Consider the following 15,802-nt stretch of genomic DNA (forward strand, 5'->3'; position numbering starts at 1 on the left):
AAGGATTAGAAATGGAAAGATTTCTTCTTAATTCAACAGCATTGTTGCATCGTCTGAGTGTAACTGCATTAAATGAGGAATCACTTGATGACAGGGTGGAGACATCCGTGTTCCTTGCTCAATACGAACAAACGCGTAGTTTGCCTGATCATGTAGCTAAATCGGCTTGGTCATCGTTGATACAGAAACTTAAACAGCGAAACATGAAACTCGGCCCAATTGCTGCTTTACGCTTGATCGCTGAAAAATTTGTTAAAAACGAGAAAGATGGCCCCAAAACCGATCTTACTTTGTTCTCGGAATGGCAAACTCTCATGAGCCGAGTCTCGTGCCTGCCGGTTATGGCATGTCATCAGGTATATAACCCTGAGCCTGCCAGCCGGGAATATCGTTTTCGCTGGCCTTTGTACCCTTATCACCCGGCAGTTGAGGACTACATTACCCGTGAACGCCTGCACGAAACTCACCAACATCTGAATGGCAGTACCAGTGCGGAAGAGTGTTGGCTTGATGCACTCAAGCACCCTGAAGTAACCGTCAGAGATTTCGAGAAGGGATGGGATTCTCAAGAGACGAAACAACTCTGTGCCCAGATTGATCCCTCCCTGACGCCGGCCGTATTCAGGGACCGTTTGCAGATCGCCTGCAATATTCGAGAAATTCTTTGTCGGGTAGCTCAGGGCATGGAATTGCCTGAGTGGATGACGTCATTGCAGCACCCTCTGCAGTTGGCGGATAACACAGTTCTGCATCAGGACAAGGAGTATGGGTTTGCGACGGTTTGGCCAACAGACGACAAATACAGTCAGGAGTCTGAATTTTGCTGGCTAACTGGGTTGTTGGAAAAATGGCGGTATGGTGCGCCAGAAGGATTGGAACGACTGCTTTGGATTTACCTGCTGATTCAGAATCAGTATTTAACCCTGCTGGTTCAGCGAGACGATTTTTTCGGTTTTGATCAATTCCAGAAATACACCATGACGGAGTTGAGAGAAGAAACCGAGAAATCTTATTTGTCTCGTTTCAAACATGCACATGGTACCGGCATGTATTCTCAGGTGCGCTATCTGGAAGGACGTTTTGCCCCGAAGAGCGATCTCAGCAAAATGCAAAAACTGCTCTTTAGCGTTTTGCGTGGGTACTGGGAGTACCTTAAAGGTCAAATGACCGTTGACTGGGAGCATTCCCAGCCACTAAATATCACTCAGGTGCTCGATAATCTTGAGCAGGTTAAGCCTGACAGTAAATGTGCCGAGCTGGCGCTGGTGCCGCACTTCATCAAGAAAAAGTCCAAAAAGGATGAAGTCTATCCCTACGCGTTGCTATTCAAGGATTTGAAGAATCAAGCAGCTATCCTGATGGACATGCTAAAGTATGAACCGCGTCTGACACGCTGGATTCGAGGAGTTGATGCCGCTGCTAATGAGATGCACGCGCCACCAGAGTTGTTTGGCCCCTTGTTCCGAGTGCTAGCCAAATCCGGAATTGCTCATTTTACCTATCATGTTGGCGAGGACTTTCCGCATCTGATCAGTGGTATTCGATCAATTGATGATGCCTTGAGGTTTTTGCCGCTGCGTAATGGCGACCGTCTTGGTCACTGCACGGCTATTGGTATCACGCCTGACATCTGGAAACGCTCTTTACCATCGTTTTTGTCCATGACTAAAGAGACGCGATTGCTCGATTTGGTGTTTATCTGGCGGGAACTTCGAAGTCATCCGGAACTGCTTTGTTGCGCCAGTGATGCTGAGATTAAAGCGGTTCGTTTGGCCCAAGAGGTGTTTGAACTGGAAGAAGAAATCTCGATTACCACCCTTGACCAGGTGTTTGAGTTGCGGGGGGTGTTGGCTGAATCCGAAGGTCTGCTGGGTGAATTGGATGGGCCGTTAAAACCCCAATCCCTCTGGTTGGAAGAGTTCGAACATGCTAGAGAGTTGGCTAAAAATGCAGGAATGAAAAGGCCACTAAAGTTGTATAAGCAATGGCTTACATCTGACAATGTGCGAAAGCAGCGTGCAGAATATGTTGAAGTTGCTCTAGAATATTTGCCGAATGAGGCGGTTGTTGCATTACAACAAGCTGTGATGGCAAAAATGGCAGGCCGAAACATTGCGATTGAATGCCCTCCGACCAGCAACACCCGTATCAGTCAGTATCGAGATGTCAGCGAACATCATATCTTTCGCTGGATGGGCTTGCCGAATGAGGTGATTAACGGTGATGTCCCTATGTCTATTTGTCTAGGATCTGATGATCCGGGGATCTTCGCAGCGGATTTGAAATCCGAGTGCTATCATCTGTTCGTTGTGTTAACTCGAAAGTTCGGTTTGTCTCCAGCGGAGGCTTTGGGAAAGGTTGCGGAGGTGAACGAGAATGGACGAATTTATCGCTTTCACGATATCAGGTAGCGCTCATACATCGAGGGTTTGGAGATATACCACTTTGTCAAAACTATTTCTGTCTATCAAACAAGACAATACTTATTAGTAGTAGATAAATGATCAATATACATACAAACCAATGGTCAGGCTAATAATAAAACTTTAAAAACAAAAAATATCCAAAACTATAAATACTGGATCAGAAGATCCAGCATTTATACCATTACCCTTCTTTTACTATCGGCAACACATCAGCACCAACCGCCGCGCTTTACGCATTTTCTCCAACGCACCAAGTTTCTCAATTTTACATAGAACGTTCATCAGTTCTAGATGTTTTGTAAATAGACCTATTTTAGTTCCACGAACCTTTTGAGATTTCCGTGAATTCGTGGGGGCGGATTCCAGCAGTTGTTTCGCTTCATCTTGGTTTTGTGCGCAGTCAACTTATCTTGACTGGTATGAATCCATTCAATCACCTGTGAGGTAGACAGGACAAGCTAGCCATTGCCCCCAGAACGGTCGTTGCCATGTTGCATTTATTTAGTAGCTTCAACGTCAATCTTGCTACTGGAGATCACTGCCTCCCCCTTCACCACCCAGTCATAGACGGTCTGGCGGCTTACACCAAAGTGATGGGCATAAGCTGCATTAGTTAACAACAGATACATGCTATAAAAATTAGTATACCCAACTACATTATAAGTTTCCTTAAGAAGCGTATTTCTACTCTTTATTAATAAATTCATCTGGAAGTGATAAATGGAGACTGTAGCGCACCGGGTTCTCTTTCACTGGATTTTTATTAAAAACTATTTCATATTTTGGGAATATAGGGAAAGCCAACGTCACACATGACAAAAATACTTCTTCGAAGAATGTAATCAGAAACCAAAGTATTTCATTTGCTTCTTCATAAACACACTTAAATCCCTGTCCTTTTAACCCCCATTTGGGAGGATTTAATTCGTTTCCATTTTCAAATTTAAAGTTATTAACTATCAATGGAGTATCAGTTGTGGCGGCGTGTTCCTGAGCATTTCTAAGGCTATATATATGCTCACACATCGGCAAGTGCTCGTTTAGAACATTAATTAGCATTGTCGCATCCTGGTGATTTGCCTTTACATCCTGTAACAACCTATCAATTCGCCCATGCTTGCTCTTTAATGGTAAGAAAAAACTCACCATCACAGAAACTTCCTGAATGCATCGCTTAGCTGAAATTAAAAAATCCGTTGCGTATCCATCAAGACCTTTTAGCTGAGGGAAGTAAGCATGAGCCTTGCCGTTCATGACATTTTCATTATCAATAAATTTATTGATTTCAATATTTGAATTATCTATTAAAGACTGCAAAGACAGCAAATAATTCAACAGAACATTTTTAATGTCTCTGGCCTTACCAATGATTTGGATGCGGTTACTATCTTCATTGGAGTAAAGTTGCCGTAAAAATTCATCAGTTAGAATTACTGTATTAGCAACCAAGGGGTTAGATGCTCCAAAATCAGAAACTTTAGTGTATATCCAAGGCACATTTTGATGTTCTCTCTCAGGATCAATACTATCTGGAGTCATGAGTTTATATGTAGATTCTTCTGTGTAAACCTCCATAAACTCACCAAAATTTATCATGGAAATTATTTCGCCCTTCTCTCCTTCAGGCAAACCAAACGAACCAGGTTCATCGCGTGAATTCATAACCCCTCCATAAACACAATACTTTTAATTATAGCATCAGCAAAAGCGCCAGTTCATGAGGCTTTTCGCACAATTAGTTACAAGGAGCTCTTTTTCACTCCCTCAATCTCCGCCTGACACACATCATCATTTGCAAATGAGTATTGGAGGTAGGCATATCCTTTTGAAGTGCTATTGTAAGCCCCCCCCTTTTAGTTCCACGCAATTTTGAGATCCCAACATAAGGACATGAAATATCAACGAATAGGGAGAACTTTCAATATTTCCGAGGGCTAACAGGGGCTATCTGCTCCTGCTCGATCCAAGGTAGATTCTTAATTTGGAGTTTCGCTAGATCTCTATAAAGCGCTAAAATAGCTGGATAGTGCTTTGCTGACTCCAGCGCCTGCATTAATTCGACTACAGGTTTATCAACGAGCTCATCATCAGCCTGAGTCAATGCTTCAGCCCCCACCCCCATCAGATATGGCTGAATATCAATATCAAGTCGCTTCGCCAAAAATGCAAGAATACGATAGCCACCGGCATCTCGATCACCCCAATGGTAAATCGGTATCTCCATACGCAGTTCAGCGATAATGATCTCTATTACATGTACCCAAGAGCGCGGTGGGAAGCCGGCGGTGTAAATAATCACACCCAAATCATCAATTTCGCGCACATACCGCTCGAAACTAGAACGATTTTCAATGAAAAGCACATAGGGTGGCCGTTGTCCCCACACAATGCCTTTGACTTCATCCGGGGAAACACCGATTCCGTAGTGGAGTGCAGATAAATCGATAATCCCCCTGCAATGCAACAACCCATTGGCTTTGAAACGCATTGGTATTGGGTATTTACTAATCCCAAAATACTCCAGCAGCTTAACCCCATCGTCAAGCAAATCCACAACATCATCGTCAATATGCGGCAACATCAACTTTCGAATAAGACCGGAAAAGCTCTTACATTCTAACTTCTTGGAGTTGCCATACAACATGGCACTGAGGGTCCGAATATCGGGAACATTCTCAGAGACAGGTAGTTGGACGATCCACTCAATAACTTTCATTGCATCAAAAAGTCGGTCTGCCTGGTTGCGATTCACACCACAAAACGTCTTGTTGCTCGACCATTCCTTGGCAATCTCCAGCTTCGTATTATCCCACCAAGGTACATTGAACACCGTTGTCTCTAAATGCCGAAATGAAACTTTGATTTCATCAGCCTGTGGTATAACTCCCTGACTATCCATTAATCTGTAGCCATCAACGATCTCGATATACTCAATATGTTTAAACGCTCCCAGCGCGACTTTACGCTGATAGTGGATATTCAAGTATGCAATGGATTCCAACGTCTTATGCAGCGCCGTTTTGGTACTATTATTGAGGGCGAAGTACCAACGATAGGCGTGATCTGTGATACGTATCCTGCACTCAAGTTCCACACCTTCTGGTTTATCTATCTTCTTGATCAATTGATTGATGAACTTCTCAACATAAGAGTTCATATCATTCAACCATCTCGGCTTTAGCTTTCAATTCAGCAGCGCGTTCAGCCACAAGCTCTGGATGGTAAACTGGATTACGTTGGTCTATAAGCTCCTGCCCTGCCTCGAAAATCTGCGTGTGGTCAATCACCACATCTCTGTCCTCACGGCAAATGGTATAAATTTGCTCCATCTCTTTACCAATTTTCAGGGTCACTTCTGGCGGGGCAGCAATCAGTAATTGCAACCCGATTTCTTTAAGAAAGGCCACTGCTGCGCTCGCATTGCCACCATCCATGTTATTGAACGCTTCATCAAGGAGTACCAAAGACGCCCCTCGATCTGAATGACCACTAATCTTGTAAACGTTCATAAAACTCGCAGCCAGCGCAATATACGCTGGTGTTTGTTGCTCTCCGCCTGAACCTGTGCTTTGCATATCTGCCACGCTGCGCTCAGTCCCGGTGTCAGGGTTACGCATCTTCATGTCATAGGTGAAGAAACTGCGATAATCACTGATCTCATTAATTAGATCGTCACCACTGAGCAATGCCTCTTTCAACAGGTCTATAGCAGGATGTTCTGATACTGTTTCGAACATTGTCCCAACTAACTCGGTCTCTTCTCTATCTGCAGTCGTAATGTACTCGTAGACGGTGCGCAAGCTCTCTATCTCGCGAACCTTGAAGTGGAAGCTGTAGATGTGGTCGTGAAACGGGACTTTCTTAAGCAAGTTATTGAGTTGATTGAAGGTATATCTCATCTGCTCAAAGCGGCTTTGAAGCTCCCCTACTATGATGCCTCGAAAGTTTTTTTCCATCTGTTCAGCAGCTTCCCGGGCCGCCTGACGATGCACTAAAAGCTGTGCTGCCAGGATACGCTCAACCCATTCCGTACAATCTGCCTCAATAAAGTGGTACGCCTCTGTATTCACGTTATCAGTTTTTGCGGCTTCAAGAAGCGCCTGACGATTCGCTATATCCTCTGCAAAGTCTGTCGTGAATCTAACGACCTTGTAATACAGATCTCCACGTGTATTGAGCGCCTTCTCCCGTTCAACCTGAGCCTCATTCTGGGCTTTGTTTCGAATCAGGGAATAGCATCCTTCTTCGCCCCCAAACTTCTGCTCATAAGTTTGCCAGCATTCATCTGCTTTGGCGGTATTGTGTATAGGAGATTTTTCTGTTTCACTGCGGATTCGTTCTGCCTCGTCCCTATTTTTTGAGAGGCTTTCAATCTCGGTGTTCAAGCTATTTAACGTTGCAATAGCGTTCTTTTGTTCGGCCGTGGCATTGATGATCGCCGTATTACATGCTTCATAATTGTCGTCAGCCTGCGCCTTTGCGGCTTTGAGCTGTTCATCTTTTGATGTCAGCGGTTTCAACTGTTCCTGAGCGGCAGACAATGCTTTTTTATCTTGCATCAGGCGGATACTATTTTCCCGTACGGACGATGAGCCCTCCACAATAGATGTAGATAGCCCAGCCCAGTTGCGGTTAAGCCTGCTCAGCGTTTGTGCTGATCTCTCAACGCCAGAGAGCCGTTGTGCGAGCACATCCCGTTCATGCTCCAGGAGCTTAAGCTGCTCAGCTTTAGCCTGTTTCCCCATCAATAACCCGCGAATATGAGCGGTACCGCCCACCGTTCCACTACCGGTCGCAAGGCCTGATGCCATTAGCGCTTTGCGCTCTCTTCGTAGTTCATCGCGCGTTGCCGCCATCTTAGTTCTATCCAGAATGATGTTCATAAAACCACGAGCGATCGGATCGCTGGTTTCGATCAGCTTTGAAACCATTCTTTCAGTGGGCGCTTTGTTGGCGGCTAAAGCATGATCAGGGTTAATCATGCGTACTCGTTTGAGTTGCGGCTCTCGCTTCTGTGCAACTTCGTACACTTCCAATGCATGGTCAAAATCACGTACACTCACCACCAGTGCTTCGCGATTCGGACCCAAGTACGACTCCACTGCTTCTTGCCAGTCTCTATCAGCGATCTCACAGAGGTCACAGACGGGCATGGATTCTATTCTCTCTTGTTTGAGTAATTCGATGACCTTAGCCGTCGCCGGATTGATGTCCGAAAGTCCCTTTCTCAGCCGTTCAATACGCACCTGCAAGGCCTTACATTCATGCATGGTTTGTGTTAAGTCGTGGCTCACATTTTTATCAGCCACTTCTATACGTTCAGCTATCTCGTCCAGTAATTTTTTTGCGCTTTTAAGTTTATCGGTTACCTTAAGCGTATTCTCATGTTCCGATGCTGAGAGGCTCTCAATGCCTGCCCGATTGAGAATGTCCACGGATGTCGCCCAGTGCCGGGCTAATAGCTCGAAACTCTGGATACCCAGCGTGTCAGGAAATCGTTGACGGATAACTTCACGCACAGCATTTTGCAGTGAAAATATTCGGTTGGTAAGACTGTTTGTGGATTTAGAAACGGCGCTTTTTGCAGCATCAACGGCTCTACTCAGACTTGCAGCATCAGAATTTTGCCACGCGATCAGGGCATCATCACGACATTGTTTCAGCTCCGGCAGTCGTGGCTCTTCTCTGTCAATGGTGCGTTTAGCTGCTGTCTGGCGCTCTTGCGCAGCTATTTGAGCATCTTCTGTGCGGCCAAGTTCTTCATTGAGCCGAACAGTATCGGCCTCTTGCGAAACCCAAAGAGCATGGTGGGCATTGGCGTAATGCCGGGTAAGCTTCTTCGCTTCGGCAATCAGTAACTCGCGCGCATTTTTGTGGCTCTCGGCACGTGCGATTTCCGCCTCAATACGCTGGTGCTCAAGAAGATCTTCGCGCAATTGATAGGTTTCAATGAGGTCGGGAGGAAGAATGAAGTCCCTGATAAATGGATCAATCGGGCTGTCCATTTTCAGTTGTAACGCATTTGATAATGTCTTAACCAATAAATCAGGTTCAATTTTGGCGCTGCGCGTCTGATTAACCGACATCGCCTCAGCCATTTTTTCACGTATCGTCCGCGCACTGTCAAGCAACTCATAGCTCATCGCACCATGACGCTCTTTGGCATCCTGTTTCATGCGGTCAACAAAGTCACGCCATGGTAGAAAGGCGTCATCCCCGGACAGTAAATCAGCTTCAGTAATGTGGCGGCCTTTAATGATATGCCCGCGGGTCTCAATGTTTGGTGACTGACTGTTGGCATAAACAGACAGTCCAAAAGCGTAAGGACATTGATGATTATCGTACCAGTTTAAGAAAATGTAAGTATTGGCATTCTCACGTTGGCAACTCTTTGCATCGTTTTCTTTGAACTCGCCCAGCGCATAACTACGCGCAGAACGCCCAGAGGTTTTGGTTTCAGAGGCAGAGTTGTAGCGGGTTTTACGTTGATCCCCCCCCATCAGAACAAACTGGATCGCATCAAAAATCGTTGTTTTTCCCGCTCCGTTTTCGCCTGATACTAGCGTGGCTGGAGCATTGAGATGGATCGTCTCCAGTTCAAACAGATACCACTGCGCCAACACCACATTATGAAGAATATGTGCTTGTATGGGGTTATTCTGCACTGTCATCGTAGACCTCCAGTGTCTCAAGATCATCAGTTCCTTCGAAAACCGCTTCGCCAGACGCAGATTCAGGTGTGTAACTATCCATAAAGCGGTTAAGCATGCCCACATAGGTTTGATCGACCACACGGGTAATATTAGGGAGAACGGTCAACTCGTGGAGTTTGGTATCGGGGTCTTTAATTCCGAGTTCAATAATTCCCTTCTTCCTTAGGTTCTCCAGGGCATTATTGGTTTCTGTTATGGGGGGCATCTCCCCCCTGACATGTTCGTACTGATTAAGAAGCTCGACCGTTGGCGGTGTTACACACCCAAGCTCCGTACGTCCCATCGACGCTTCAGCGTCATACATTTTCCGTAGAATGAGCAGGAACAGCGTAGAGGTGATATCTAGTTGCTTACCAGAACCACGCGGTAAAATCCCCGCATAACCGAAGTTACGATCGTAGTACCACCCCATATCCAACCCATCAAAAAGCTTGTTAAAATAAGCCAGATTATCCTCACACAACTTGAAGTGCTCTTTTTGGCCGCGTTTTCCCTTCCATACCCATTGCTTCTGCAGTAGGTATGCTGCCGTGTTACGTAAGCTATCGGCATAGTCAGCAGATGTCTTGGCCTCGATATCTTTCAACTCTCTGAGCACAATTTCACTGGTCATGTGTGCGTTTCTCCATAGTGACGATCCGACGAATTATGATGCGACGACCGGCCATCTGTTTAAGGTCCGTCCACTCCCCTTCATCGAACTCAACGCAGTACATGGACTGCAGAGAAAAAAGTGGATGAGTTTTCGATATGCCTTGTGCCAAAAGGCGCAAATGAAGCGCTGCCATCATGTCATCAGCGGTATCGATCCTAAGATCATCCGTGGTCATCTGTACTCGCTCTCCAAGATTCGATTCAATGAAGTTGGCAACACGTGTAGGGTCGCATTTCTGGAAACTGATATGTTCTTGCTTGAGCTGGTTGTATGCCCGTTTTTCCCACAACGGTTTTGGCTGTCTGCGCACCGTCGGAACAGGCAGTATTGACTTTGCCTTGGGTGTGGCCAACCGGCAATCAGCAAGGAGTTCTTCACCTATCAACGGGCTAGGTAATGAGCCTAACAAGGCTTCACTCCCGATGCGCTCAAGCAGCGCCTGAATCTGTTGCCCCATATTACTTGGGGTATGCACGGTATACTTGATCTTCTCATACATCTGCCGGGTTATACGACGAGCATAGTCCTGCGTTTTCTTGAACAGTGGAGCAATTCCGTCAAACGCTTTGCTCAATCGATCTAGATCTGCTTCCACAAGCTGAACCGAAGGATTAGAAATATCATCACGCTTATAGGCTCTAGCGCATGCTTCCAGGCGCTCTGAGCTGAAACGGATATCGCTAACTAGCTTACGAATTTTACTGGCATGAAGGTTGGGGTTTCCTTTCAGGGAGAGTTTCTCAATATTGGGTAGAAAGAGTTCGGCCAAGTATTCTTCAAAGTAAAAAGTGAAATGGCCACTACCTTGGACGGAACCACCGCTAATTGCATGGTGGATTTCGCGGATATTGCCCACGAGAGCTCTGAGTCGATTTAAGAAATCCTCCATGTCATCAGCCGCTTTGCGCACTAACGATCCGTTGGTTGGGTCTTTAACCACTTCAGAAAGGTTCGAGCGTACCGCCAGACACACCACACCTAACGAGGGATGCTCAGCACTCATATTGCCAAGGAAGTTCAACAGCCTACGAGCATCTTGCGCCATCCAGACGACGTATCGATACCCGCTCTCCTGCTCTTCTCGAATCCACCCCGTATCTCGCAACCGGTTATAGACATAATGTTCCAGAGCGGGATTTCCTATCGTTGGCTCAACCGACGCTATCTCAAGGCTCAAATTCTTATTGGCGATATAGTCTCGTAGAAAGACCCGTACCTGTTGCGGCGTAGGTTCATCTACCAGTTGTGTCGGATCCAAGAAAGTATCGAGATCGACTAATAACGCAAGCATCGATCGTCCATTCTCGCCCGAGATCGGTTTAAACAGATTGGTATTGAGTGTGTTAAAGCTCACGGAATCGTCCTACGCTCTTTCGTTACTTTTTGAGTTCACCTGAAAGTACAATATAGCTATATGTATATTTTATACACCCCATTATTAAGTAATGGTAGTAGATATTTATACAGTGCCAACTTATACTTTCGGATGTCTGCACATTTAAGATATTAGAAGGGCCACTATATGCAGTACTCACAGTACATGAAACCCGCGATCGCATCAGACACGCAAACAGTCTCCGTAACGGATTTAGCCAGTAAGCGGCTAGAGACTGGGGCATACTCGCACCCTCAGTGGCTGCGTTTGTGTTACATTGAGCGTCAGTTGCTCTGGGAGCGTCGGCTAACAACGACCATGCTGATGGAAACCTTTGGTATCTCACGCCCTCAGGCTCAGAAAGATATAAAGCTTTACCAGCAACTCTCGCCTAAGGCGCTAAAGCCATATCAGTTGGGTATTCCCTACTATCAACCTACTGACGGGTTTGAGCCGGTGTTATTATCCAAGGCAGATTTGCAGTGGCAGGCCATTGAAGAGTTCGCGCCGCCCATAACTGCACACACCACTGAAATGCCCATGCTGTTACGCCATCATAATTTGCGTGTTCTGGCACGATTACTCTCGGCCATTGAGCACCAGCAGTCTATTGAAGCTGTAGTAGCAACAATGAATTCACCTAAAGGACGTAGCCGACGGCTAACACCCACGGCTATCGCGTTCGTTAATAACCGTTACCACGTACGCGCTTTTTGTTGGGATAATATGGCGTATCGCGATTTTCTCATTGGTCGTTTCAAAAACACCCCAAAAGTAGTTAAACCCTCGAAAAACACGCAGAACTGGGGCGATAATGCACCTGCCTTTGAACGTTGTAGAGGTGTCCCACCTAATCCTGATACTGAGTGGGAGCAGATGATCGAACTTGAGCTGAGGCCTAATCCACACCTCAGCCAAGATCAGCAGGCATTAATCGTGATCGATTATGAGTTGGATCAGGATGGAATCACCAAACGGTTCGCGCTTCGCAAACCGCTAATCGGTTATTTTCTGATCGACAATCGCATTCCTGCAAGTGAAGCTGAATACAATCTTGCTGTTAATGAAAATCCTAAGGCTTGGCCAGTATTTGCCTTCATAACTGACTCAAATAAACTTGCCCACGAACTCGGATTTGACCCAAGTTGATTTCTAGTAAGAAAAAGTTCTGTAGAATATTCGAAGTATCTCAGAGCTAAGTTGGCCGATCCGGGCCAAATGTCGGCTTTGGGTTATCAGGTTCAATCCACATTAATTTAACATCGTGACGAGGAAATAGACTCATCCTTTGTTTAACCACTCTCCTGGTGTTTTCCACTTCAACAACCGCTCAATTGCCGTATCGTCAGACAGGAACTGACGGGCAAGTTGCAGGCGTTCCATGACCTGTATCTTCTGCTGGTTATCAAGCATTGCTGCATCCATCTCTGCTTCGTAAAAAAACTGCTCCAGCCGTTTGTCTTCTGCCCACTGGGCAATAATGGATTTCAGCTCAGTACGACTGGCATTACGCGCTTCCTCCGCCTGCTCTATCCGCTTCTTTTCCGAGTATATGGCTTGTTCCCGCTCACGCTGAATGCGCCACTCCTCAGCTTCAATTCTGGCCTGTTCTAGTTGCTTTGAAATTAACGGAACAGCCTGTTGCATTGCCGAAATCATCTTAGGGATCTGACTAATTAATCCACATTGTTTTGTCTGCCGGAACTGAAGTAACCATTTTGCGGAAGTATAAGGTGAGTAAAGCTGCAACAGAAATCGCCCAGTAGGCAAGGTATGTTTCGATACGTGAAGAAAAGGTTCACTATTTCTTCCCCGTATCCATCTCCCCATCTGTTCGTCACGTACATAGCGATTCTTGACTTTTTTCGCTGGAACATACTCCGTCATTTCAGCAAGACTAAACGCAAAGTACATATCCTCAATACAAATAATACTTGGCGTATAAGGCCGCCATAGATTGCCCCTGCGATACCCACCCTCTTTCGAATCTTCCTTAATATCAATATCCGCACGATGTAACCTTTCTCCCGGTGCATCCAACGTAACCCGGTATCCCTTATTTCCCAGGGCATCAAAGAATCTACTCAGGAACTCTATCGCACTATCAAATCCCGTATCAGAAACGTTGAGATCCAATAATTTCTTTTTCGTAGGCTTGTAATAGCCATCTTCTGTAACCGAGGAGGCCGGCAGATACGTTTTAAGATCATTTATTAACCCATAGCCATTCCCTGTAACAGGAGCTTGCTTTCGGGTTACGGAAAGTACTGGTTTTGGTAACGCAGTGGTGGAAGGTTGCACTGGTGGGTTGCTATTCTCAAGCGCCTTCACCACCTTATCCTTTTTCAGAGCTGGTAGCTCGGGGATTGCAGGTGCAACCCCTTTCGCCAGCGCTTTCCAGTAACCCGCAAGCGGCCTGGGTATACGCATTTCACTGCATTGTTTCGCCAGTAAATCCGTACTAATGCCATACAGGGCAGCTATACGCTCCGCAGGCTCACGCCAGACCAAGTGATACAGCGCTTCCCGATCTTGGGGGAAAATATGTGCAGCATCCTGTGGATTAATATCTGACATCACATTACCCTTCTTTGGCTAAAATTATCAGAAATCTTTGCCTGCTGGTCATTGAAAGGACTCTGGCCGGGCTCTCCATCGATTGACGTATCAATCGCGTTCGAAATGCCCGTTACCAGCAAAAATCTCTCTGTCAAATAAGATATATTCCTGTGAAAGTGCTTACAACTACACTTCCACTTATTGAATACTCGACAATCCCATCAAAACAATTCATTGATAAAGAAAAGTCGTACCACACAATCCGGGTGAACAAGAATTGGCTGTAGCTGTGATAACTGGCCTCAGCTGGTAGCATCAGCCAAAGTGAGTACGAATATGAGTACAAGATTAGTTAATAAAAATAAAAATGTTAAATATCAATAATATAACAATAAAATTACGGTTCAACGTCTAAGTTGCTTCTGCTGTCTGATCAGGCTTTCCGGAGCTTTGTCAGATCAATGAACGCGAAAAAAATCCACGCTGCTGCGTGGATTTTTGTCAACGATAACGTCCTGCAGGCCTGGCGTAAACTCATGGCAAATTGTGCCGTCAGATAGCTGACGAGCTCACGCTTTATCGCTGGTTTTAAAGCTTTTTTTTCGATGACGTCTTTTAACGTGAGATTTTCCAGACTCAGGTCGGCAAACATTTGTTTCAAACGTCGATTCTCATCCTCAAGGTCTTTGATTTTTTTAATATCGGCCACTTCCATCCCGCCATACTTTGCCTTCCAGTTGTAATAGCTGGCCTCCGAAATAGCGGCCTCACGGCACACATCCTTGACGGTACGTCCGGCTTCGACGGACTTCAGAACGGCGATGATCTGGTGTTCAGTGAATCGGATCTTACGCATAGTGATCTCCCCAAGGGATATAATCAGTATGTTGGAAGATCTCTAAAAGTGAATGGGCCGTTTTACCGGGATGCTTACACCCCCACCACTCTTCACAAACTTGATTTGCTCAACAAGGTTTTTCTTGGATTTCAACTGAAATAGATGTGGATCAGTGTGCATGGAAAATATGGTTGACGCTTCTTAAAAAAAACTCAGAGTTCATTGCAAAGCATGTATGATAAAAAACTGAGCCTCCTTAAACACACTGACATGACCTGTCAGTTATGAGGGGTAATATTAGGGAAAATTACAGAGGGGCGTATGCATGAGCGGACACGAAATCATGGCACAAAGGATAACCACTATTGTGGCGGAACTGTATCAGCATGGTTTCGTATCACGACTGAAATTAATGGATGAATTCAACATCAGCGAACGTACACTGTATCGTGATCTTAATCGTCTTGGAGATCGCATAATCCATGACGGAAACGGCATTTATAGACTGGCCCCTGCTTACGTCAAGCCTATTTCTCTGAATAATTTACAAAGCCTTGTTAGAATCTTTGATATGGAGGATGTATTCCCTACAAAAAAAATATTATCACAGCCTGATTTCACCTCATTGAATATACGTTCATTACCAGGTGATCCTCAAGCGAAGCGTATGCTTGAATGCAATTATGGTTTGTTTGATAAAGCTATTCGTGAGAATCAAATTTGTGAGTTCCACTATAAAGAAAAACAGCGGAGCGTTGCACCCTATAAACTCATAAACACGAAGGGTGTTTGGTATCTGGGGGCTGTAGAGAACGGGAATGTCAAGGGATTCCAACTAGCTAAAATTCACTGGCTTAAACTGAAAAATGAATACTTCACACCAGAGCCTGGCATTATTCAATATTTTATCGAGGAAGATGATGTCTGGTTCTCTATGAATAAACAGATTGTGCATGTCAAAATCGCAGCTGATGTAAGCTATTATTTTCAACGTCGAAGAATACTTCCCGCACAAAAAACAATCAGCCAAGAATCTAACGGCGACTTAATCGTGCAAACGGAAATGGCGCATGAAAATCAATTATTTCCACTGTTACGCTACTGGTTACCAAATCTTATTATTATTTCTCCTGTTGAGATACAACGGCGTTTCTATCAAAAACTTAACCAGCAAATAACAGAGTTAAAAAAACAATGCAATGGAACTACTTTTGACAACCAGCAGCAGGAGTGAAT

Annotated in this window: 9 protein-coding genes and 2 pseudogenes; 3 read left to right on the forward strand and 8 right to left on the reverse strand. The window is 45.3% G+C overall.

Annotated elements, in window-relative coordinates:
- Window positions 1-11: 11 nt before the first annotated feature.
- Window positions 12-2,411, forward strand: coding sequence for an amidohydrolase family protein (locus tag OGX91_RS22315; RefSeq protein WP_199946974.1), 2,400 nt, complete (start codon window positions 12-14; stop codon window positions 2,409-2,411).
- Window positions 2,412-2,645: 234 nt separating this feature from the next.
- On the opposite strand, the pseudogene OGX91_RS24240 reads toward OGX91_RS22315, so the two are convergent.
- The 6 genes and pseudogenes from OGX91_RS24240 to OGX91_RS22345 form a co-directional block, all read right to left on the reverse strand.
- A pseudogene (locus tag OGX91_RS24240) lies at window positions 2,646-2,723 on the reverse strand (hypothetical protein); the annotation flags it as partial.
- A gap of 387 nt (window positions 2,724-3,110) precedes the next feature.
- A complete protein-coding gene (locus OGX91_RS22325; RefSeq protein WP_286627329.1) occupies window positions 3,111-4,088 on the reverse strand; it encodes a hypothetical protein in 978 nt (325 codons plus the stop codon).
- A 256-nt stretch (window positions 4,089-4,344) separates the two neighbouring features.
- Window positions 4,345-5,583, reverse strand: a complete 1,239-nt coding sequence (locus tag OGX91_RS22330; protein WP_199946972.1) for a Wadjet anti-phage system protein JetD domain-containing protein — start codon at window positions 5,581-5,583, stop codon at window positions 4,345-4,347.
- A gap of 1 nt (window position 5,584) precedes the next feature.
- Window positions 5,585-9,097, reverse strand: coding sequence for an SbcC/MukB-like Walker B domain-containing protein (locus tag OGX91_RS22335; RefSeq protein WP_199946971.1), 3,513 nt, complete (start codon window positions 9,095-9,097; stop codon window positions 5,585-5,587).
- Window positions 9,081-9,752 carry a DUF4194 domain-containing protein gene (locus tag OGX91_RS22340; RefSeq protein WP_137848790.1) on the reverse strand — a complete coding sequence of 224 codons (672 nt, stop codon included), beginning with the start codon at window positions 9,750-9,752 and terminating at the stop codon, window positions 9,081-9,083. Before OGX91_RS22340 ends, OGX91_RS22335 begins: the two co-directional genes overlap by 17 nt.
- Window positions 9,742-11,148, reverse strand: a complete 1,407-nt coding sequence (locus OGX91_RS22345; RefSeq protein WP_199946970.1) for a Wadjet anti-phage system protein JetA family protein — start codon at window positions 11,146-11,148, stop codon at window positions 9,742-9,744. The genes OGX91_RS22340 and OGX91_RS22345 overlap by 11 nt, the downstream gene beginning before the upstream one ends.
- 186 nt (window positions 11,149-11,334) lie before the next feature.
- Here OGX91_RS22345 and OGX91_RS22350 point away from each other — a divergent pair, with 186 nt between their 5' ends.
- Window positions 11,335-12,318 (forward strand): BrxR family helix-turn-helix transcriptional regulator, encoded by a 984-nt coding sequence (locus OGX91_RS22350; RefSeq protein ID WP_482849013.1) that lies wholly within the window; start codon window positions 11,335-11,337, stop codon window positions 12,316-12,318.
- A 132-nt stretch (window positions 12,319-12,450) separates the two neighbouring features.
- On the opposite strand, the gene OGX91_RS22355 is transcribed toward OGX91_RS22350, so the two are convergent.
- Together OGX91_RS22355 and OGX91_RS22360 are read right to left on the reverse strand one after the other, a co-directional pair.
- Window positions 12,451-13,746, reverse strand: a complete 1,296-nt coding sequence (locus OGX91_RS22355) for an ATP synthase subunit B family protein (RefSeq protein ID WP_199946969.1) — start codon at window positions 13,744-13,746, stop codon at window positions 12,451-12,453.
- 478 nt (window positions 13,747-14,224) lie between these two features.
- Window positions 14,225-14,584, reverse strand: a pseudogene (locus tag OGX91_RS22360) (transposase); the annotation flags it as partial.
- Window positions 14,585-14,891: 307 nt separating this feature from the next.
- On the opposite strand from OGX91_RS22360, the gene OGX91_RS22365 reads away from it, so the two are divergent.
- The gene (locus OGX91_RS22365) at window positions 14,892-15,800 is read left to right on the forward strand and encodes a helix-turn-helix transcriptional regulator (protein ID WP_052463783.1); all 909 of its coding nucleotides are present in this window, start codon (window positions 14,892-14,894) and stop codon (window positions 15,798-15,800) included.
- Window positions 15,801-15,802 lie beyond the last annotated feature (2 nt).

The sequence above is a fragment of the Citrobacter sp. Cpa228 genome, from assembly GCF_030333085.1.
GTDB lineage: Bacteria > Pseudomonadota > Gammaproteobacteria > Enterobacterales > Enterobacteriaceae > Citrobacter > Citrobacter pasteurii.